Consider the following 20,232-nt stretch of genomic DNA (forward strand, 5'->3'; position numbering starts at 1 on the left):
TGGCCGTTTCGGCATCATGCCGGCCGTCACGAGGAAATACCGGAGAGTCTAGCCTTGATGCGGCCACAGAACGATTTTGCGCCCCGCGCCGCCATGCGAGCTGCGGTGCTTGCTGTGGCGGCCGCCCTGGCGATCTCGCCGCTCGGCACGTCCTCGGCGCTGGCCCTCAGCGAGATCAAGCGCGAGGAACTGCCCGTACCGGCCGCCCCGGTGGCGCCCGCCGACCAGAACGCCACTCCCGAAAGCGCGGTGCCGATGCCGGATCCGATCCAGAAGGTGCCGCCGGCCGGCACCGAGGCGGCGCCGCAGGACCAGCCCACCGAACCGCAGCAGGAGGCGCCGGCCGAGCCGGAAGACGCCGGCAATCCGGCCATGCCGCATCTCGACCCCGAGGCGCCGCTGCCCGAGATCGTCTACGACCTCAGCCGCCTGCCCGAACCTGTGCAGCGCATGCGCAACCTGCTCGTCGAGGCCGCCAAGACCGGCGACATCGAAAAGCTCCGGCCGCTGATCGGCAAGGGCGAGGACATGCCGCAGATCTCCTTCGGCGACGTCGAGGGCGACCCGATCGAGTTCCTCAAGAGCCTGTCGGGTGACGGCGAAGGCCAGGAAATCCTCGCCATCATGGAAGAGGTGCTGAGCGCCGGCTACGTGCATCTCGGCGAGGGCACCGACGAGGACCTCTATGTCTGGCCCTATTTCTTCGGCATGCCGCTGGAGAAGCTCGACCCGCGCCAGAAGGTCGAACTGTTCAAGATCGTCACCGCCGGCGACTACGAAGACATGAAGCAATACGGCACCTACGTCTTCTACCGCCTCGGCATCACGCCCGAGGGTCGCTGGGCCTTCTTCGTCGCCGGGGATTGATCTTCTTCCTTCTCCCCGTTCACGGGGAGAAGGTGGCCCGAAGGGCCGGATGAGGGGCTGCGCATCATTCCAAGAGGCTGGCTCCGCCCCTCATCTGCCTGCCGGCATCTTCTCCCCGTGAACGGGGAGAAGAAAAATTACCTCACCACCGCTTCCGAAAACTCCACCGCCCTGCCCTGCGACGGGTTGGCGATCTCGCCCTCCCACATGACACGGATGCCGCGAACGATGGTGCCCACCGGCCAGCCTGTCACCTCTTTGCCGTCATAGGGCGTCCAGCCGGCCTTGGAGCCGGCCTGGGCGTTGGTGATGGTTTCCTTGCGCTTCATGTCGACGACGGTGAAGTCGGCGTCGTAGCCGGCGGCGATGCGGCCCTTGCGCGCCATGCCGAAGATGCGGTTCGGGCCGTGGCTCGAAAGATCGACGAAACGCTCGAGCGTCAGCCGCCCGGCATTGACGTGGTCGAGCATGATCGGCACCAAGGTCTGCACGCCGGTCATGCCCGAGGGCGAGGCCGGATAGGGCTTGGCCTTCTCGGCCAGCGTGTGCGGCGCGTGGTCGGAGCCTAGTACGTCGACGACGCCCTGGCCGATGCCGTGCCAGATGCAGTCGCGATGACGCGCGGCGCGCACCGGCGGGTTCATCTGCAGCAGCGTGCCGAGGCGGGCATAGTCGTCCGAGCTCATGGTCAGGTGATGCGGCGTCGCCTCGCAGGTGGCGACATCCTTGTGGTGCTCGAGGAAGGCGATCTCCTCGGCCGTCGAGATGTGCAGCACGTGGATGCGCGCGCGGGTCTCGCGGGCGATGCGCACCAGCCGCTCGGTGCACTGCAGCGCTGCGATCTCGTCGCGCCAGACCGGGTGCGAGGACGGGTCGTTCTCGACGCGCAGGTTCTGGCGCTCGCGCAGGCGGAATTCGTCCTCGGAATGGAAGGCGGCGCGGCGGCGGGTGTTGCGAAGGATCGATGCCACGCCCTCGTCGTCCTCGACCAAGAGGTCGCCGGTGGACGAACCCATGAACACCTTGATGCCGGCCGCACCCGGCAGGCGCTCCAGCTCGGCGACGTCCCCGGCGTTGTCGCGCGTGCCGCCGACCCAGAAGGCGAAGTCGCAATGCATGCGCGCCGTCGCCCGGCTCACCTTGTCGGCGAGCGTCGCCTCACTCGTCGTCAGCGGATTGGTGTTGGGCATCTCGAAGACGGCGGTGACGCCGCCCAGCACGGCCGCGCGCGAACCCGTCTCCAGGTCTTCCTTGTGCTCCAGCCCCGGCTCGCGGAAATGCACCTGGCTGTCGACGACGCCCGGCAGGATGTGCAGGCCGCGACAGTCGATGGTCTCGCCGGCCGAGGCAGCCGTCAGGTCGCCGATCGCGGCGATCCGGCCATTGGTCACGCCGACGTCGCGGACGCCGATGCCGTCATGATTGACGACCGTCCCGCCCTTGAGGATGAGATCGAAGCTGGTAGCCATCGCGGTTGCCCTTGTCTGGAAATTGCCTGCGGCTTACGTAATGGCTCTCCGAATTGCAAGATCAGGTCCATGCCGACAGCCATTCTCGCCGACCGCGCCATTATCGATGTCTTCGGTCCAGACGCCGAGCACTTCCTGCAGAACATCCTGACCGTCGACCTCGCCGCGCTCGGCGCGCACGAGGCCAAGCCGGGCGCGCTGCTCAGCCCCCAGGGCAAGATCATGTTCGACTTCCTGGTCTCGCGCGGCGGCGAAAATGCGCTGAAGCTCGAGTGCCGCGCCGACGTCGCCGACGATTTCGTCCGCCGACTGATGCTCTACCGGCTGCGCGCCAAGGCCGAGATTTTCAAACAGGATCAACCGGTTGTAGCGGTCTCGTGGCAGAATGATTCAGCTGCCTCTCAACCCGATTCAACTGCCTCGCAAACGGATTCAACCGTCCGCGACGGCCGCTTCCAGCAGCCGGTCCTTCGCCATTACGGCGCTGCGCCTGCAGCCAGTGCCTCCGAGGCCGACTGGCATGCCTTCCGCACAGCCACCGGCGTCGCCGAAAGCGGTCCCGACTACGCGCTGGGCGACGCCTTCCCGCATGACGTGCTGCTCGACCAGATGGGCGGCGTCGGCTTCAAGAAAGGCTGCTTCATCGGCCAGGAGGTCGTCTCGCGCATGCAGCACCGCGGCACCGCCCGCCGCCGCGTGCTCTTGGTCTCGGCCGCTTCCGACCTCCCCGCCCCCGGCACCGATCTGACCTCCGGCGGCAAGGTGGTGGGCACGCTCGGCTCGGTCTCGGGCAGCCACGGCCTCGCCATCGCCCGCATCGACCGGGTCAAGGCAGCGCTCGACGCCGGCGCCGAAATCACCGCGGGCGATGTCGCGGTGACGCCGGCGATCCCCGACTGGGCGAGCTTTACCTATCCCGAAGCCGCCGGCGCGGAAGAGGCCTGATGGCCGACCGTCCCGGCGCCCCGCCCCGCGCCTGGCAGCGCATGCTGTCGGGCCGCCGCCTCGACCTGCTCGACCCCTCGCCGCTCGACGTCGAAATCGCCGACATCGCCCACGGCCTCGCCCGCGTCGCCCGCTGGAACGGCCAGACCTCGGGCGACCACGCGTTTTCGGTGGCGCAGCACTCGCTGCTGGTCGAAGAGATCTTCCGCCGCATCGCGCCGGCCGCCTCACCCGAGGCGCAACTCGCGGCCCTGCTGCACGACGCGCCCGAATATGTCATCGGCGACATGATCTCGCCGTTCAAGTCGGTGGTCGGCGGCGGCTACAAATCCTGCGAGGAGCGGCTCCAGCACGCCATCCACCTGCGCTTCGGCCTGCCCGCGGCCATCGCCCAGGGGCTGAAGAAGGACATCAAGCGCGCCGACCAGATCGCCGCCTATTTCGAGGCGACGGAGCTCGCCGGCTTCTCGGTGGCGGAGGCGACGCAGTATTTCGGCCGCCCGCGCGGCATTTCCGTCGACGGCCTCGACATGGCGCCGCAGCCGGCCAGGCGCGTGCAGAAAGCCTTCGTGGAGCGCTTCCAGGCGATCGAGAAGCAGCGCCTGGGGTAAAGGCCTCACGCCGGCGGGATGAATTCCTGGCTGATCTCCTGGAACACCGGCATCGCCTCGAGCCTGGCCGAATGCGCCTCGAGCGCCGGGAAGTCGCTGAGCCGCACCAGCGCGCCATGCACGTCGTTGACGAAGCGCAGCACCACCGCCACCGCGATGTCGGCATGGCCGATGCGGTCGCCGAACCAGAATTCGCCCTTGCGCGCGACGCGGTCGGCCTCGAGCACGGCGAGCACGCTCTCGATCTGCCTGCGGCAGCGTTCGACCCACACTTCCGACACCCGCTCGTGCAGCCGCCCTTCGTAGAACAGGCTCACCGCCTTGTCGCCCAGCCCCGTGGCCAGTGCCGCGACCTTCAGCGCCTGGTGGCGCTCCGGCTCGGCGCTTGGGAACATCGCCTGCCCGGCCGGCACCAGGCTGTCGAGATAGTCGAGGATGATGTGGCTCTCGATCAGCACCTCGTCATCGTCGAGCACCAGCGTCGGCACCCTGGTCAGCGGGTTGTAACGCCTGATCTTCTCGGCATCGCCGAAGGACGACCATGGCTCGTGGGCGAAGGGAATGCCGTAGAGCCTGAGCGCTATGCCGACTCGGCGGACGAAGGGGCTGTCATACTGGCCGATGAGGATCATGGTGGCTGCCTCGCGATGCGATTTTCCGACCGGATACTACACCATGCCGCGCGCCGTCCATGCGCCGGCCGCGCGGTCCCGATGGTCCAGCAGCCGCTTTGACGGCACCGGCTTGCGGCCGCCCCGCGATTGCATCAGAAGAGTGGTGCAATCCGCAACAAGGCTTGGCTGAGTCGTGACCCTCGGTGACGTGGCGCTGTGGCAATATCTGCTGGTGGCGGCCGTGTCGTTCTCGGCGGCCACCATAGGCGGCGTCACCGGCTACGGAACCGGCCTGCTACTGCCGCCGGTGCTGCTGCCCATCGTCGGCCCCGAAGCCGTGGTGCCGATCATCAGCGTTTCGGCGCTGATGACCAATGGCAGCCGGCTGGCCGCGTTCCGCAAGGATTTCGACAGGCCGACCGCGCTTGCCGTCGGCGCCTTCGCCTTCCCCGCCTGCATCGCCGGCGCCTGGGGCTACACGCTTCTGTCCGGCCCAGGCATCACGTTGCTCATCGGCGCCGTGCTCATCGCGCTGGTGCCGCTGCGCCGCCTGCTCATGCGCGCCCGCGGCCGCCTGCGCGGCACCGGCCTCGGCGCCGCCGGGTTCGGCTACGGCCTGCTCGCCGGCGGCACGTCGGGATCGGGCGTGGTGCTCATCACCATCCTGCTCGCCTCGGGCCTGGGCGGCACGGCCGTCGTCGCCACCGACGCCGGCATCTCGATGACGCTCGGCCTCGCCAAGGTGCTGGTGTTCCAGTCGGCCGGCTTCCTGCCGCTGTCCTCGGTCGCGCTCGCCCTGCTCATCGGCGTCTGCGCGACCCCCGGGGCCTTCGTCGCCAGGCGCCTCACCTCGGGACTGACCAATTCCGCCCACATCGCCATACTCGATGCGGTGGTCGTCTGCGGCGGCCTGCTTTTGATCGTTCAGGGCCTGCGCGGCTGAACGGGCTCAGTCCTCCTGGTTGTGCCGTCCCGGCTGGCCGCGCAGTTCGAGATATGCCACCAGCACCATCACGAGCGTCGTGGCGGCCCCGATCGCCAGCGGCGACATGAACATGGCGACCGGTACCAGCGCCGCAAGCATCGCCAGGCCGACGATATGCGACAGCGGCGCCCGGCCGACCACGTAGCGCTTGAACAGGAGATTGCCCGCCAGATAGAGCGCGGTGCCGCCGACGGACGTCCAGATCACCGACGCCTCCGCATCGCCGAGCGGATGCGCCAGCACCAGTTCGTCCGACACGGCGACCACGATGATGCCAGCCACCAGGATCATCGGGATATAGGTGTAGGCGCCACGCGCGATCTGGCCGGTGTCGGCGGCATGGGCGATCTTGTGATGCGCCAGCTCCTGGCCGACGTTGAAGTAGATCAGCCACATGGCGACCGATGCGAAGAAGGTGGTGAGGAAGGCGGCGAGATTGACCCAGTTCAGCTCGAGTTCGGCGAAGCTCACGCCCGAGACCAGGATCGATTCGCCGAGTGCGATGATGACGAACAGCGCGTTGCGCTCCGACATGTGGCCGCCCTCGACGTCCCAGTCGGCCGTGGAGGAGGCGCCGTGCCACGGCGTCCAGAAGCCCAGCGCCGGCGAAACCAGTTCGATCGCCAGTGCGGCGGCCCAGAGCATGAAGCGGTTTTCGGGCGCGGCCAGCCCGCCGGCGATCCAGAAGACGGCCGACAGCGCCAGCCAGAGGACGATGCGGACGAAATTCGTGTAGTTGGCCGGGTTGTGGTTCCGCAGCGCCCACATCATGAACAGCGTGCGGCCGATCTGCATGGCGACATAGGCGAGCGCGAACTGCAGCCCTCGCCCCTCGAACGCCTCGGGGATCGAGGTCGAGAGCATCAGCCCGACCAGCATCAGCGCAAACAGCATGCCGCGCACCGGCGCCTTGCCGGGGTCGAGCCAGTTGGTCACCCAGGCGGTATAGTTCCACACCCACCACACGGCGATCAGCATGAGCAGGCTTTCGAGCGCACCCTCGAGGCTGAGGTCCTTCAGCAGGAAATGCGACAGCTGGGTGACGGCGAAGACGAAGACCAGGTCGAAGAACAGCTCGACGAATTCGACCCTGGCGCTTTCGCCGCTCCTGCGCTTGCGTTGATAGTCGCGGCTTGCCCCGGTCAATGCCATGCCTGTCCCCTCTCTCGTATGGGGCCAGCATTCACGGCGGCGAGGCTTCGCGTCAAGCGGGAAGGATGCGGCGGCTGCCACGCATGGTCGTCACGCGGCGGCGCGTCATAGATGCGGGGCAAGCCCTGCGGCAGTGTCCTTGCCGGTCGCCACCGGCACGATCTCGAAGCCGACGAGGTCGTGCCATTCGACGACCCAGCGTTGCACCAGCGTGACGTCGTCGGCTTCCACCAGCATGAAGCAGCGGCTCAGGTCGGCCGCGACCCAGCTGTGGTGGACGACGAAGCCCTCGGGCGCCATCCGCCCCCTGTCGCGAAAGCGGCGGTAGATCGCCTTGGGGTCCCGCCCGCGAAAATCCTCGATGACGATGAACTGCATTGCACGTCCTCCCTGCCCCGGGGATGCCGATGCCGTGGCGCCGGTGGCCGTCCCTACTTCCCGTTCCGCTCGAGTCGGTCGAGGAACCATTGCGTCAGCCGCACCCAGACCTCGTCCTTCTCGCCGGAGTCTTCGACGCCGTGGTCGAGGTTGGGATTGTCGTTGACCTCGATGACGAACACCCCGTCCTTGGTCTCCTTGAGGTCGACGCCATAGAGCCCGTCGCCGATGCAGCGGGCGGCGCGCACGGCCGTCTCCACCACATGGGCCGGCGCGTGCTTGAGCGTGAAGGTCTTGATGCCGCCCTCGACCGGCTTGCCGCCGCGATCGTGGTTGACGATCTGCCAGTGCTTCTTGGCCATCAGGTAGTGGACGGCGAACAGCGGCTGGCCGCCGAGCACGCCGATGCGCCAGTCATACTGCGTCGGCATGTATTTCTGGGCGATCAGCAGGTCGGAATCCTCCATCCACGCCGCGGCCAGCGCCTTCAGCTCGGCAAAGTCGTGGGCCTTCTTGACGCCGCGCGAGAACGAGCTGTCGGGGATCTTCAGCACCAGCGGAAAGCCCAGCGTGTCGGCTGCGACCTGCAGGTCGGCGGGGCTCGCGATCATCACGGTCGGCGGCACCGGCACGTTGTTGTAGGCCATCAGCTCGTTCAGATAGACCTTGTTGGTGCAGCGGATCATCGACAGCGGATCGTCAATGACCGGCATGCCCTCCTGCTGGGCGCGGCGCGCGAAGCGGTAGGTGTGGTTGGAGATCGACGTCGTCTCGCGGATGAACAGCGCGTCGTAGTTGGCGAGCTTGGCAAGGTCCTTCCGGGTGATCGGCTCGACCTCGACGCCCATCTTCTCGGCGACGCGAGCCCAGTGGCGCAGCGACGTGATCGCCGACGGCGGCATCTGCTCATGCGGGTCGATCAGGGTCGCGAACGTAAAGCGCGAGGGCGTGCGCGCCCTGCCGTCGCGCCATTCCCGGCTGGTATAGGTGTCGAGCGCGGCGACGAAGCGCCTCTTGTCGGTCTCCTCCAGCCGCCCCAGCGCGGCAAAGCCGATCTTGTGGATCGAGGCCCACTCGCCGTCCTTGATCGTCACCTCCAGCGCCGGCGCGCGGAACCAGTCGAACAGGAGCTTGGCGAAACGGTCCCACGCCTTGGACGGGCCGATGCCGAAGAAGACCGTCACCTTGGCGGGAAAGCTGCCGCCCAGGTCCTTGCGGCACTTGTTGAGCGCCAGCTCCAGTTCCGGCAGGGCGTTTTCGTAAAGCTTGCGCTCCGACAGGTCGATCATCGTCTCGACCGACGGGATCACCTTGTGGCCGCGCGAGCCGGCGAGCAGCGAGGCATAGTAGCCGCGGCTCTGGTAGGTGTAGCGGTTGGACAGGTTGATGATCTTCGGCCGCTGGCCGCGGAACAGCGACGGATGGGCGAGATAGTCGCGGTTGGTGATGATCTTGTGCGGGGTCGCGGCCTGGTCGAGGTCGCTTTGCCGGCCGGTGAGGATGACCCAGGTCATTTGCTGGCGGACTTTCCGAGGATGATGGCTGCGCGCAGGCCGTCGGCGCCGAACTGGGCCATGCGCATGAAGATGTCGTAGGGCACCGGGATGTTGGCGGCGTCGGCGGCGGTCTCGCGCTGTTCGTCCTCTATCCAGGGGTCGTGGATCAGGATATGGCCGCCGTCGTCGCCGATGGCGAGCACCCAGTGCGGCACCTTCTTGCCGAACATCAGGAAGCCCGAGATCAGCACGAGCGCCAGCTTGCCCTCGGCCAGCCGCGCCCGGATGTCGTCGAGGCCGAACGGCCTGTAGGTGACGGGGATGGCGTATTTGTCGGCGCGGCCGCGGAAGTCTGCCTGCGCCAGTTCCATCACCCGCCGCTTCTCGGCGCTGCGCACCGATTGCAGGAACAGCGCGCCCGCGGCCGAGACGAAGACCTCGGTGCCGAGCCCCGCCTCGTGCGCGGCCACCGCCAGCCCGAAGGGCTCGCAGCCGCCCGGCCCCGACATCATGAAGATGGTGGTGGCCTCGCGCCACAGCCTGATCTCCATCACCGGGTCGGGCACGAAGCCGCGGTCGAAATTGGCCATGGCCATCATCAGGCAGCACGGCCCGCAGGTGAAGTCGCAGGTCTGGGCGTAGAACGGCACGGTTGTGGCGACCGGCACGTCGCCGCGCAGCGTCTTCTCGTAGCGCAGCGCCGCCATGCCGTCGTCGTAGTAGTCGGGCTCCACCCCGATCCTTCGGTAGCCGTTCTGTTCGTAGAGCCTGATCGCGCGCGCGTTGTCCTCGCGCACCTCGAGCCGCATCATCATGCGGCCGTGGTCGTAGGCGATGTGCTCGACCGATTCGAGCAGCAGGCGGCCGATGCCGCGGCCGCCGAAGTCGGGGGCGATGGCGAAGGAATAGAGCCGCGCCACCCCGCTGCCCTTGCGGAACAGCACCATGGCGTATCCGGCCAGCCGCCCGTCGCATTCGGCGACGAGCGTCTCGGCGGTCTCGCGTTCGATCAGTTGGCGGAAGGAACGGCGCGAGATGCGGTCGCCGGGAAAGACAGCGTTCTCGATGGCGCAGAGCGCATCGACATCATCAGCGCGTGCCGTACGGATGTCGGCTGCCATGCGGACTCTGAGAACCTCGCTTGGGCGGGAAGATTGCCCCTGAAGGAAACGTCCCTGCGAAGCAGTCACGCGCCCGCATCGCTTGCGCAGTCACGCCTCGATTCGGGCCTTATTGTGACACGCCGCGCGGGTCCCCGGCATTTGAATCTCATAGGAATCCAACGCTGGCTGACGGGCCGCCGGCGAGCTAGGTCCGGCTCGTCCCGGCCCCCGCCAGAAGCTGCTTGTAGGCGTCGCGCGCGACCTCGCTCAGCCGCTCCTGCGGCAGGTTGCCGACGATGGCACAGGCATAGCCCTGGTCGAGCCAGTAGACGGCGCGGGCGCCGCCATCCTCGGGTCCGTAGGTTCCCTTCGCCTTGGCGCCGCCCTCGGCCGTGACGTAGACGGAGATGCGCTCGCCCTGGCCGTCCTCGTAGATCATCAGGGCAGCGGTGCCGTGCTTGGCCGGCAGGACGCGGCCGCCGACCAGCTTGAAGCCGCTGGTGGCGAGGTCCGGCGCGATCAGCTTCAGCCCGGTACGCTTCGACAGCCAGCCCGTCAGGTAGTCGGGGTTCTCGCCGCTGACTTCGACCGGATGCGCCGCATCGGCGATGTAGGTGGCATGCGCGGCGAGCGCATCCTCGGCCACCCGGTCGTCGTCATGCGGGCCGAAGCCCAGCTCGCTCGATCCGGCCAGGTACCCGCCCAGTCCACCGGCGACCAGCAGGGCGGCCGCGGCGGCCATGCGCCACCACTGCGACGCCGGCTTGCGCTTGGGCGCCTCGCCATCGACGGCAGCCGTCAGCCGCGCCGGCACCCTCTCGTCGAGCACGCCGGCAAGCACGCCGCGCAGCGCCGCCTGATCGGCGGCATAACGGAGGCTCCTGGCCTTCATGTCCGGATTGGCGTCGAGCCACGCCTGGTAGGCGGCGCGTTCGTCCTCCGGCAGCTCGCCGTCGAGCGCCAGGTGGATATCACGTTCGGTGAAGGGGCGCGCGCTCATCTGTCGACGATCCTTATCGTCCGGCGCCGCGCCTGGTCGTCCAGGAGTGCGCGCAGTTCCTCGCGCCCGCGGGCAATGCGCGACATCAGCGTGCCGGCCGGCACGCCGAGCATGGTCGCGGCCTCGGCATACGAAAAACCTTCGATCGCCACCAGCACCAGTGCCGCGCGCCGGTCCGGGCTGATCGCCTGCAGCGCGTCGATGATCTCGCGCGAGGCCACGCTCTCGGCTTGGATGGCGGGCGTGGCCAGGGCTTCGCTGGCATCGAGCGGCAGGATCGCCATCTCTCCGCGCCGGCTCACCTTGCGCATCTGGTCGATGAACAGATGGTGCATGATCGTGAACAGCCACCTCCTGGGGCTTTCTCCGGTGCGCCAGTTGTCCATGCGGACGAGCGCCCGTTCCAGGCTGTCCTGGACGAGATCGTCCGCCGCGTCGCGGTCGCGCAGTAGCGCGCGTGCATACCGGCGCAATCGGGGAATTTCCGCAAGTATCGCTGCCTTCTTTTCGTCCATCACCGCGGATCGCAAGCCCTTCACAGCACACCGATTGAACCCGCCTTGCCGGCGCAGCGCAAGCGGCTGGATAGAGGTGGCCCGCGTCCCCGGTCACCCAAGCATGAAACTAACGCCTGCAACGGCCGCGCTATTCCCGACGCATCAGATTTCTTGAAGCATTGGCCGAAACCAATTGATTATGCGGATCGGGTGCGATCGGCTAGAAACATTCCCCTCACGGGAGATGCGATGATGACGGCAGCGGCGGTGAACACCAGGTCGGGGTCGAACGTGCCCTGGCTCATCATCATCTGCGGCTGCCTGATCGCCGCCCTCACCTTCGGCCCGCGCTCGGCGATGGGCTTCTTCCAGCTGCCGATGCTTGCCGAGAAGGGCTGGGACCGTACCACCTTCGGCCTCGCCATGGCGATCCAGAACCTGTTCTGGGGTCTCGGCCAGCCGATCTTCGGCGCGCTCGCCGACCGCTTCGGCAGCTGGCGGGTGCTGACCCTGGGTGCCGTGCTCTATGCGATCGGCCTCTATCTCATGGCCAATGCCGACAGTGCCTCGATGCTCTACATCAGCGGCGGCGTGCTGGTCGGCCTCGGCGTCGCCGCCGGCTCGTTCAGCATCGTGCTCGCGGCCTTCGCCCGCAACACCACGCCGCAGAACCGCAGCCTGGTCTTCGGCATCGGCACCGCCGCGGGCTCGGCCGGCATGTTCGTCTTCGCCCCGATCAGCCAGGGCCTGATCGACGCGTATGGCTGGTCGGACACGCTGGTCTTCATGGCGATCGCAATGCTCGCAATTCCGGTGCTGGCGATCCCGCTGGTGGGCAATTCGCGCTCCGGCAAGGTTTCGGCGGCCGAAATCGACCAGACGCTCGGCCAGGCGCTGTCGGAGGCTTTCGCCCACAAGAGCTATCTCCTGCTCGTCTCGGGCTTCTTCGTCTGCGGCTTCCAGGTGGCGTTCATCACCGCCCACTTCCCGGCCTACATCCGCGACATCGGCATCGACGCCCGCTACGCGGTGATCGCGCTGGCGCTGATCGGCTTCTTCAACATCATCGGCTCGCTCGGCTCGGGCATCATCGGCCAGCGCTATTCGAAGCCGATCTTCCTCGCCTGGATCTATCTCGCCCGCTCGGCGCTGGTGACGGCCTTCCTGCTCCTGCCGCAGACGCCGACGAGCGTCATCGTTTTCGCCACCCTCATGGGCCTGTTGTGGCTGTCCACCGTGCCGCCGACCAACGGGCTGGTCGCCATCATGTTCGGCACGCGCCACCTCGGCATGCTCGCCGGCATCGTCTTCTTTTCGCACCAGATCGGCTCGTTCCTCGGCGTCTGGCTCGGCGGCTACCTCTACGACCGCTTCGGCACCTACGACCCGGTGTGGTGGCTGGGCGTCGCGCTCGGCCTGTTCGCCGCCGTCGTCCACTGGCCGATCAAGGAGCGTCCGGTGCACCGGCCGGCGGTGCTCGCGGCGGCGGAGTAGCAGGACGCTGGCCTGACCGCGTCAGGCCAGATCGGTCCGCGCGAAGTCGTCGCCCTTGTAGAGAAGCGGCGCGCCAAGCGTCTTGGCGCAGGCGTAGGCGAAGCAATCGCCGAAATTGAGGTCGGCGGGATGGCCGACCGCCTTGCCGTAGCGCATGCCGGCCTCGAGCGCGATCGCGCCGATCTCACTGGAGATCGGCATTTCCCGGGCGCCGATCTCGGCCATGAAGTCGTCGACGACAGCGGCAACATTCGCCACCAGTTCCCGGGTCGGCTTCCTGCCGCTGCCGCCCGTCGCGGCCCGGGCGACCGACATGACGGCCTCGAAGCGGACCAGCGGCGAAACGTGGCAATCGCTGCGGCGTCCGCTCAACTGCTTGACCAGTTCCTCCCAGCCGGGCTCCTGGTTGAGGATGGCGACGATGGCCGACGCGTCGACGAACATCAGTCGTCGCCCCACATCGAATCCGTGAACCTTTTCATGTCGAAGTCGCGGTTGGGCAGCCCCAGTTCCGCGGCCCGCGCCTGCAGCTTGGCGAGGCGTTCGCGCAGCGGCACCTTGGCGCGGTGGCGCTGGAGTTCGTGCTGCAGCGCCGCCCGCACGGCTTCCGTCTTGCTTTGCGCTCCCGAGACGGCCTGCAATTCGGCCGCCAGGGCATCGACCTCATTGTCCCGAATATAGAGCGGCATCCGCATATCCTTCCTTGATATACAGATATCCCCTTCGGGATATACGCGCAAGCGCGAGCCGCCGCCTCCGCTTGAAACGGAAGAACCCCGGACGCGATGCCACGCCCGGGGCTCCAGTTCCTGTTCGATCGGCGGTACCGATCAGAACTTGTAGTTCACGCCCAGCTTGAGGGTGTGGCTGTCCAGGTCCTTGGCCCGGTTGCCGACGCCCGAGATGGTCGAGCGGACCTTGCCGTAGTCGACGTAATTGTATTCGGCCTTGGCCGACAGCTTGTCGCCCAGCGCCTGCTCGACGCCGCCGCCCAAGAGGTAGCCGCCTTCCCAGTTGTCGCCCGACGTCACGTTGCGCTTGGCCTCGAACTTGGTGACGCCATAGCCGGCGGTGCCATAGACCAGCGTGCGGTCGAGGGCGACGCCCGCCCGGACCTTGGCCGCGGCATCCCAGTTGCGTTCGAGCTTGGCGCCGTTGCCGATGTTGTAGGTGGCGCCGGTCGAGTAGCTGCCTTCGACCTCGCCGCCATAGACGACCATGCCCGACTGGAAGTTGATGCCGCCCTGGGCGCCGATCTGCCAGCCGGTCTTGCCCGAGAACGGGTTGGGGAAGCCGTCCCTGGTGATGCCGACCTGGGCGCCGGCATAGGTGCCCGACCAGTCGTAGCCGGCCGACGATTCCTGCGAATTGTCGTAGTTCGAGGCCACGTCCGCCGCCGTTGCGACGGCCGGAACGGTAAGCGGCGCTAGGCCAGCGAAGAGAACGAAAAACAGATTTCGCGTGGACATGAGTATTGCTCCGACATTGCTCGAGGCTGCTCGGCATCGGGCTCCGCAGCTGCATCGGCAGGACGTCGGCATGGCGGCAAGGGGGAGGATCCGCCGGCCTGGTCCCGCACGCCAGTTCATTGGCGCGGCCGGACCTTGGCCCCGATCCATTGCCGAAACATTGCGCCGGATCGCTAAAATGCGATATCCGGCGGCAAAGTTTCGGTAAGCTTAACAGATGGTTACCGAACCTTCCTGGCCTATCCCTACCGTGCGCTCCGGGTCAGCAGCCGCTGGTAGAACAGGCCGATGCCGATGAGCACGGCACCCAGGCCGATGAACGACAGCGCCCGCAGCACGCCCTCCAGCTCCGACATGTCGAACAGGAACACCTTGGCCACCGCCACCGAGATGAGTGCCGCCGAGGCGACGCGCAGCACCTGCGAGCTCAGCTTGACGCCGGCGACCAGCAGGGCGACGCCCATGGCGAGCCAGAGTGCCGAATAGGAGTAGGTCTCCCACTGCCCGAGCCCGGCCCACAGGCCGATATATTCGCCCTGGAACAGCCGGCGCACCGAAAGCGTCGCATAGGCGAAGGCGAGAAGTGCGGCCACCAGCGCCAGCATCGCCGAATACCATTGCGGCCGCTTGCCCCTGGCGTAATAGGCCAGCCCCGCCGCCGCCACCGCCGGCAGCAGATAGGCGAGGAACAGGAGGTTGAAGAACGGAATGCCTCCCGTCCGCTCGTCGGTGAACAGCGGGTTCAGCACCATGAAATGCTGGGCGACGACGAACAGCACCGACAGCACGCCGATCGCCAGCGAGCCGTAGCGCAGCACCGGGCTCGGCGAGCGCATGTCGAGCGCCGTCAGTATGCCGCCGCCGCCGATCGCGATCAGCGTGTAGATCGCCTGCTCGGCGAGCGTCGGCGTGCCGGCATGGATGACGCCGCCGTTCATCGCGTGGCGCACCAGCATCGCCACCGCAAGCAGCGAAAACAGCGCCGCCACCGCCTCCATGACCAGCCGCGGCCTGCCGTCGGTGGTGCGCGCCAGCTGCCAGGCGGAAAAGCCGAAGGCGAGCGCGGGAATGCCGTAGCCGGGCAGCAGCCAGTTGAACACCGGCGTCGTGCCGAGCAGATCGGCGCCGACGATCGTCGGATCGAAGGCGACGCGCGCCAGCACCACGGCCGCGGCGCCGACGCTCAGCCAGCCCAGCACCGGATAGCCGCGCTGCCGCGTCGCCAGCGCCGGCAGCGCGGCGGCCGCACCCGAGAGCACCGTGGTCCAGCCGGAGCCGAAGCCCATGTGCAGGGCGAGCAGCAGGGCGACACCGGCGCCGCCGAGCGCGAAGGAGATGGCGGGGCCGCCCGCGAGCGGCGGCTCCTCCGCCCGCGCCAGCCACTCGCCGCCGGCGGCGAAGGCCACCACCAGCACTGCCGCGATCACGGCGCGCAACAGGTCGCGGTCCGGGTTGCCATAGGCGAACCAGAGCGAGAACAGCACCACCAGCGGCACCGCCACGCCCCATCCCATCCAGGCGGCCGCCCGCCACGGCGTGGCGACCAGCAGCCGCCTGGCCTGCCACAGGCCCAGCCCGGCGAAGACGAGCCCGAGCCCCCAGCCGATGCGGGTGAGCTCGGCGCCCGACAGCTCGATCGGCAGGCCCTCGAAGGTCAGCCCGCCCACCGGCAGGTCGAGCTCGAGCGTGCCGCCCGAGGCGTTGCGCAGATAGACGAGCACCGTCGCCGCACCCGCCGCGAACAGCAGAGCCAGCGCGCCGGGCCGGTAGGCCGCCACCGCCAGCAGGCCGAGCAGCACGGCAGCACCCCTGAGCGGCCCGCCGAGCCCGGCATAGGTCGGGTGGACGAACAGCACCAGCGCGGTGATCGCCAGGAAGAACGCCGGCACGATCGACGGCCAGTCCAGTTCCGCCTGATCCTCGCCGCGCCCCAGCCAGACGAAGGCGAGCGTGGCGAGCGTCGCGGCGCTGATGAACAGGATGACGGTGAAATCGGCCAGCGGCGCGTCGGCGAGGTAGAGCAGCGTCCACAGTCCGGTGCCGACGAAGGCCGCGCCCATCAGCAGCGTCCAGCGCCTGATCCGCGCCACCGCCGCGGTGGCCGCAAGCACGATGGCGAGATAGCCGAACAGCGCCCAGATGTTGGGCGCCGTCGACGAGATCAGCGCCGGCGTCACCATGGCACCGAGCAGGCCGAGCCCGGCCAGCGCCTGGCCGTGCGCGAGGGCCGCGGCGATCGTCGCGACGCCGATGATGCCCAACAGCACGAAGGCCGGCCCCGCGCCGATGAAGCCGTAGAGCCCGTGCGCGGCATAGACCGTGCCGAACAGCGCGAACGCCCCAGCCGCCGTCAGGATCGCCGGGATGTAGGCGCTGCCGCCGCCCTCTACCGGCACCCGGTAGCCGGTGCGACGGATGAACTCGCCGCCGCCGACCAGCGCGAGACCAAGAAGTGCCGCGAGCGTCAGCCGCGCGCCGGGGCCGAACAGGCCGGATTCAATCGAATATTTGATCAGGAAGACCGCGCCGAAGGCCAGCGCCAGCCCGCCGACCCACACCGCCCAGCGCGTACCGAGCGCGGTTTCGATGTCGGGCCTTTCGCGCGCCGCCTCGGGCTCCGCGGGCGTCTCGGCGCCGCTCCACGGTCCGGCCTGTGTGGCCTCCGCCGCAGCTGCGGCTGCGGCCGGAAGCTCTTCGGCCCTCGTCGGCTGGGCCTGCCCGGCAGCCTGTTCGGCGACCGGCGCGAGCGCGGGCGCTTCGTCTGCCGTGGCCTTCGGCGCCTCGGGCGCAGGCGGTTCGCCAACGGTCTCCGCCGATGCCTCGGCAACCTTCGTGGCCGCAGCCGGCGCTACGCCCGAAAGCACGAGACCGCGCAGCGCACGCAGCTCGCGTTCGAGCAGGTTGAGCCGCGACTGCTGCTTCGACGCGATGACGATCAGCGCGACAATGGCAATGACGCCCAGAAGGCTTTCGAACATGGCCAGCTCCCCCTCAGATTTGGCCTTGGATGATCACCGCGCCGCGAGATTGGCGACGGGGAAGATCGAGCATGTTTCGGTCCCGAAGGCGAGCAGCTTGCCGCTGCCGTCCTTCAGGCTGGCTTCGGCGACGGCGAGCGTCCTGCCCTTGTGGATCACCCTGCCCTCGCAGACCACCTCGCCCGTATTGGGGGTGATCGGCCGCGTCAGGTTCACCTTGAACTCCGCCGTCGTATAGGCCTCGCCCTTGGCGAGCGTGCTGTGCACGGCGCAGCCGAGCGCCGAATCGAGCAGGGTCGCGGCCCAGCCGCCATGCACCGTGCCGAGCGGATTGAGATGATGCGCGCCAGGCAGCCCGCGAAACACCGCCCGCCCCTCCTCCACGCCCGTCAGCGTGAAATTCAGGAGCCCCGCGATCGGCGGCGCCGGATAGAGCCCGTCGACCACCCGCTGCAGCAGCTCCAGCCCCGAATGGAGATGGACGTCGTCGTGCGGGATCGTGCCCAGGCCCAGCTTCGAGACATGGCCGGGAAACAGCTCGACTTCGCTCATGCGGCGGTGCCTCCATGCGAGATCGCCCGGGCGGCGTAGAACTTGCGCAGCGCCGCAAGCAGGCCGCCGCGCGGCTCCGGCGCCTCGAGGCCACGCGGCTCGTAGACATGGCGGGCAAAGAAGAAGCTCGTAAGCCGGAACGCATCCTCGATCGCGGCAAGGTCCGCGCCCTCGCGCGCGCCGCGCCGCAGGAAGGCGGGCAGCGGCAACAGCTTGTCGCGCCACGGCCCGGCCGCCGCGCGCGATACGGCGCGGCCGGATTTCGGCGACACGTAGCCGAGGTCCTCGCGCGCGCCGGTCGCCGCGCACTCCGTGAGGTCGAGGCCGAAGCCCAGTTCATCCAGCACCAGCAGTTCGAAGCGCACCACCAGTTCGCCGACGCCGTCGGCCTCGCCGAGATGGTCGATCATGATCGCCAGCGTCTCGTAGAGCCCGGCATGCGGGTCGCGTTCCGGCAGCAGCCTGAGATGCGCGGCAAGCGTCTGCAGGGCATAGACGGCGACGGCGCTGTCGATCAGCCGCGCCGCGTTGAGCTCGATCGGCTCGGCCTGGAAGGTGCCCAGGTGCTCGTCGAGCCGCGCCCGCCAGACCAGGTCGACGCGGTTGCCGGCCTGCAGCACCGGCTGCTGCTTGCGCGAGCGGCCGCCGCGCACCAGGCCGAGATGGCGGCCATGGGCGCGCGTCATCACCTCGAGCACGGCGGAGGTCTCGCCGTGCCGTCTCGTGCCGAGGATGATTCCTTCGTCGCGCCACTCCATGGCCGGACCATCAGCCGGTTGGGCCGCGAAATCAAGGACAATGGCAAGGCTCCGCGGCAAACGCCGGCAGCCTCCCTCAAGGCTGGCCGGCGCACCGCAGCCCGCCTTTCGCACGCCGAAAACGCGGCCGCAGCGTCACGGGCGCCAGGCTGTCCTCAGCCGTGGCGCGGCCATTGCGGGTGGAGCGCATCGATGACGAAGCCGTGGGCGTGCCGGTGTCCGAGGCGGTGGCCGCCCTCGGCCCAATGCGGATCGTCGTCGGCGAGGTCGTGATGGTCGTGGTCGACGACGTCCGGGTCGGACGACGGCCACAGGACCAGGGCCGCGGCCGTGGCCACGGCCGCGATCGCAGCCATGACGACGAAGGTGGCCGGAAGGCCGACGGTCACGCCGAGCCAGCCCGCCAGCGGGTAGGTAACCAGCCAGCAGGCATGGGAAAGCGCGAACTGCGCGGCAAACACGGCTGGCCTGTCCTCTGGACGCGACGAGCGCCTCAGCAGCCGGCCCGCCGGCGTCTGGGCGATCGAATAGCCGAGGCCGAGGACGAACCACAGCGGCATCAGCGACGCGAGGCCCTCTACCTGCGTGCCGGAAGCGAGGCCGAGCGCCAGCAAGGCTATGCCCGCCAGCATGATCGAGCGATCCTGCACCCGGTCGAGGATGCCGGGCAGCATCAGCGCCGCCAGCATCGACCCGCCGCCATAGGCAGCGAGCGCGATTGCCGTCGACCGTTGCGTCAGGCCGTATTCGCCCTGGACGATGACGACGGTGTTGACGATCACCATCGCGCCGGCGGCGGCGACCGCCATCCCGACCGCCAGCAGGCCGCGCAGCCGGGGCGTGGCGAGATAGATGCGCAGGCCCCGCGTCGTCCGCTCGTAGATGCCGGGCGGGGCGGAAGCATGCGGGCTCGGCAGCGTCACCGAGACGACCAATGCGGCCGAGGCCAGGAAGCCGACGACGGTACCGGCGAACAGGTCGTGGAAGCCGACCACCGTCAGCAGCGCCGCCGCCAGGATGGGACTGACCAGGCTTTCGAGGTCATAGGCGAGCCTGCTGAGCGACAGCGCCCGCGTATAGTCCCGCTCGTCGGGCAGCACGTCGGGAATGGTCGCCTGGAAGGCCGGGGTGAAGCCGGCCGACGCCGACTGCAGCAGGAAGATCAGCACATAAACCTGCCACACCTCGGTGACGAAGGGCAGAAGCAGAACCACCGCCGCGCGCACCAGGTCGAGACAGACGAGCATCGAGCGCCTCGGCAGCCGCTCGGCGAAGGCGGCGGCGACAGGCGCCACGCCGACGAAAGCGACCATCTTGATCGCCAGCGCGGTGCCGAGCACCACACCCGCGTCCGGTCCCGCCAGTTCATAGGCGAGCAGCCCGAGCGCGACGGTGGCAAGGCCGGTGCCGATCAGGGCGATCACCTGGGCCGCGAACAGATGGCGATAGGTTCGGTTGGAGAGTATCTGAAGCATCGGTCCGGCCCTGGTTATGTTCGGTGGCCCGAAGGCCAAGTCGTCGCGCGGCGCAGGCGAGATCTTGCAAGGCCTCTGCGGTGCCCCCTCAGAGGTACTTGGTGATTTCCTTGAACTCGTCGATCGACTGGCGCTGCTCGCGCGGCAGCGGCCCGACGGCCTCCTCCAGGCAATGGTCGAGATGGTCCTGGATCAGCGTGCGCTTGGCCTGGCCGACGGCCTTTTCGACCGCATGCAACTGCTGGGCGACGTCGAGGCAGGGCCGGCCCGCCTCGATCATGGCGATGATGCCGCGAAGATGGCCCTCGGCCCGCTTCAGCCGCTTGAGCGTGTCGTGGTGGGAAGCGTGGGTGTGTTCCGTCATGCGCAACTGCTATCCCCCCGGAGGG

At 68.4% G+C, this 20,232-nt stretch carries 21 protein-coding genes; 5 read left to right on the top strand and 16 right to left on the bottom strand.

The annotated features are described in order from the left end of the window. Window positions 1-57: 57 nt before the first annotated feature. Complete coding sequence (locus J2X50_RS07860; protein WP_429093655.1) at window positions 58-867, top strand: hypothetical protein; 810 nt, start codon at window positions 58-60, stop codon at window positions 865-867. 137 nt (window positions 868-1,004) lie between these two features. Here the strand turns inward: J2X50_RS07860 and J2X50_RS07865 are convergent, their stop codons facing one another. Next, on the bottom strand, window positions 1,005-2,336 hold the full coding sequence (locus J2X50_RS07865) for a dihydroorotase (RefSeq protein WP_429093658.1): 1,332 nt from the start codon (window positions 2,334-2,336) through the stop codon (window positions 1,005-1,007). 69 nt (window positions 2,337-2,405) lie between these two features. On the opposite strand from J2X50_RS07865, the gene J2X50_RS07870 reads away from it, so the two are divergent. Together J2X50_RS07870 and J2X50_RS07875 are read left to right on the top strand one after the other, a co-directional pair. Continuing rightward, complete coding sequence (locus J2X50_RS07870) at window positions 2,406-3,281, top strand: YgfZ/GcvT domain-containing protein (protein ID WP_429093661.1); 876 nt, start codon at window positions 2,406-2,408, stop codon at window positions 3,279-3,281. After that, window positions 3,281-3,892: an HD domain-containing protein gene (locus tag J2X50_RS07875; protein ID WP_429093664.1), complete on the top strand. Its 612-nt coding sequence runs from the start codon at window positions 3,281-3,283 to the stop codon at window positions 3,890-3,892. The genes J2X50_RS07870 and J2X50_RS07875 overlap by 1 nt, the downstream gene beginning before the upstream one ends. 5 nt (window positions 3,893-3,897) lie before the next feature. Here the strand turns inward: J2X50_RS07875 and J2X50_RS07880 are convergent, their stop codons facing one another. After that, window positions 3,898-4,524, bottom strand: coding sequence for a glutathione S-transferase family protein (locus tag J2X50_RS07880; protein ID WP_429093667.1), 627 nt, complete (start codon window positions 4,522-4,524; stop codon window positions 3,898-3,900). 175 nt (window positions 4,525-4,699) lie between these two features. On the opposite strand from J2X50_RS07880, the gene J2X50_RS07885 reads away from it, so the two are divergent. Beyond that, window positions 4,700-5,449 (top strand): TSUP family transporter, encoded by a 750-nt coding sequence (locus tag J2X50_RS07885; RefSeq protein ID WP_429093670.1) that lies wholly within the window; start codon window positions 4,700-4,702, stop codon window positions 5,447-5,449. A 6-nt stretch (window positions 5,450-5,455) separates the two neighbouring features. On the opposite strand, the gene J2X50_RS07890 is transcribed toward J2X50_RS07885, so the two are convergent. The 6 genes from J2X50_RS07890 to J2X50_RS07915 form a co-directional block, all read right to left on the bottom strand. Further along, a complete protein-coding gene (locus tag J2X50_RS07890) occupies window positions 5,456-6,643 on the bottom strand; it encodes a low temperature requirement protein A (RefSeq protein WP_429093673.1) in 1,188 nt (395 codons plus the stop codon). Window positions 6,644-6,748: 105 nt separating this feature from the next. After that, window positions 6,749-7,021, bottom strand: coding sequence for a DUF3303 domain-containing protein (locus J2X50_RS07895; protein WP_429093676.1), 273 nt, complete (start codon window positions 7,019-7,021; stop codon window positions 6,749-6,751). Window positions 7,022-7,074: 53 nt separating this feature from the next. Further along, window positions 7,075-8,535 (bottom strand): RimK family protein, encoded by a 1,461-nt coding sequence (locus J2X50_RS07900; RefSeq protein WP_429093679.1) that lies wholly within the window; start codon window positions 8,533-8,535, stop codon window positions 7,075-7,077. Further along, entirely contained in the window at window positions 8,532-9,638 is a 1,107-nt protein-coding gene (locus J2X50_RS07905; protein WP_429093680.1) for a peptidase C39 family protein, read from the bottom strand. Before J2X50_RS07905 ends, J2X50_RS07900 begins: the two co-directional genes overlap by 4 nt. A gap of 187 nt (window positions 9,639-9,825) precedes the next feature. Beyond that, window positions 9,826-10,620 (bottom strand): anti-sigma factor family protein, encoded by a 795-nt coding sequence (locus J2X50_RS07910; RefSeq protein ID WP_429093682.1) that lies wholly within the window; start codon window positions 10,618-10,620, stop codon window positions 9,826-9,828. Then, on the bottom strand, window positions 10,617-11,135 hold the full coding sequence (locus J2X50_RS07915; protein ID WP_429093684.1) for a sigma-70 family RNA polymerase sigma factor: 519 nt from the start codon (window positions 11,133-11,135) through the stop codon (window positions 10,617-10,619). Before J2X50_RS07915 ends, J2X50_RS07910 begins: the two co-directional genes overlap by 4 nt. A gap of 234 nt (window positions 11,136-11,369) precedes the next feature. On the opposite strand from J2X50_RS07915, the gene J2X50_RS07920 reads away from it, so the two are divergent. Further along, window positions 11,370-12,611 carry an MFS transporter gene (locus J2X50_RS07920; protein WP_429093768.1) on the top strand — a complete coding sequence of 414 codons (1,242 nt, stop codon included), beginning with the start codon at window positions 11,370-11,372 and terminating at the stop codon, window positions 12,609-12,611. A gap of 21 nt (window positions 12,612-12,632) precedes the next feature. Here the strand turns inward: J2X50_RS07920 and J2X50_RS07925 are convergent, their stop codons facing one another. The 8 genes from J2X50_RS07925 to J2X50_RS07960 form a co-directional block, all read right to left on the bottom strand. After that, on the bottom strand, window positions 12,633-13,055 hold the full coding sequence (locus tag J2X50_RS07925) for a type II toxin-antitoxin system VapC family toxin (protein ID WP_429093686.1): 423 nt from the start codon (window positions 13,053-13,055) through the stop codon (window positions 12,633-12,635). Next, a complete protein-coding gene (locus J2X50_RS07930; protein ID WP_429093688.1) occupies window positions 13,055-13,300 on the bottom strand; it encodes a type II toxin-antitoxin system VapB family antitoxin in 246 nt (81 codons plus the stop codon). Before J2X50_RS07930 ends, J2X50_RS07925 begins: the two co-directional genes overlap by 1 nt. 141 nt (window positions 13,301-13,441) lie before the next feature. After that, window positions 13,442-14,080 (bottom strand): outer membrane protein, encoded by a 639-nt coding sequence (locus tag J2X50_RS07935; RefSeq protein WP_429093690.1) that lies wholly within the window; start codon window positions 14,078-14,080, stop codon window positions 13,442-13,444. 245 nt (window positions 14,081-14,325) lie between these two features. Next, on the bottom strand, window positions 14,326-17,058 hold the full coding sequence (locus J2X50_RS07940) for a DUF2339 domain-containing protein (protein ID WP_429093691.1): 2,733 nt from the start codon (window positions 17,056-17,058) through the stop codon (window positions 14,326-14,328). Between the two features lie 33 nt (window positions 17,059-17,091). Continuing rightward, a complete protein-coding gene (locus J2X50_RS07945) occupies window positions 17,092-17,610 on the bottom strand; it encodes a PaaI family thioesterase (protein WP_429093693.1) in 519 nt (172 codons plus the stop codon). Beyond that, entirely contained in the window at window positions 17,607-18,368 is a 762-nt protein-coding gene (gene recO / locus J2X50_RS07950; RefSeq protein ID WP_429093694.1) for a DNA repair protein RecO, read from the bottom strand. The genes J2X50_RS07945 and recO overlap by 4 nt, the downstream gene beginning before the upstream one ends. 155 nt (window positions 18,369-18,523) lie before the next feature. Continuing rightward, window positions 18,524-19,843, bottom strand: a complete 1,320-nt coding sequence (locus J2X50_RS07955; protein ID WP_429093696.1) for an MFS transporter — start codon at window positions 19,841-19,843, stop codon at window positions 18,524-18,526. Between the two features lie 88 nt (window positions 19,844-19,931). Further along, entirely contained in the window at window positions 19,932-20,207 is a 276-nt protein-coding gene (locus J2X50_RS07960; RefSeq protein WP_429093698.1) for a metal-sensing transcriptional repressor, read from the bottom strand. Window positions 20,208-20,232 lie beyond the last annotated feature (25 nt).

The organism is Aminobacter sp. BE322, assembly GCF_050433525.1.
In the GTDB taxonomy this organism is placed as follows: Bacteria; Pseudomonadota; Alphaproteobacteria; order Rhizobiales; family Rhizobiaceae; genus Aminobacter.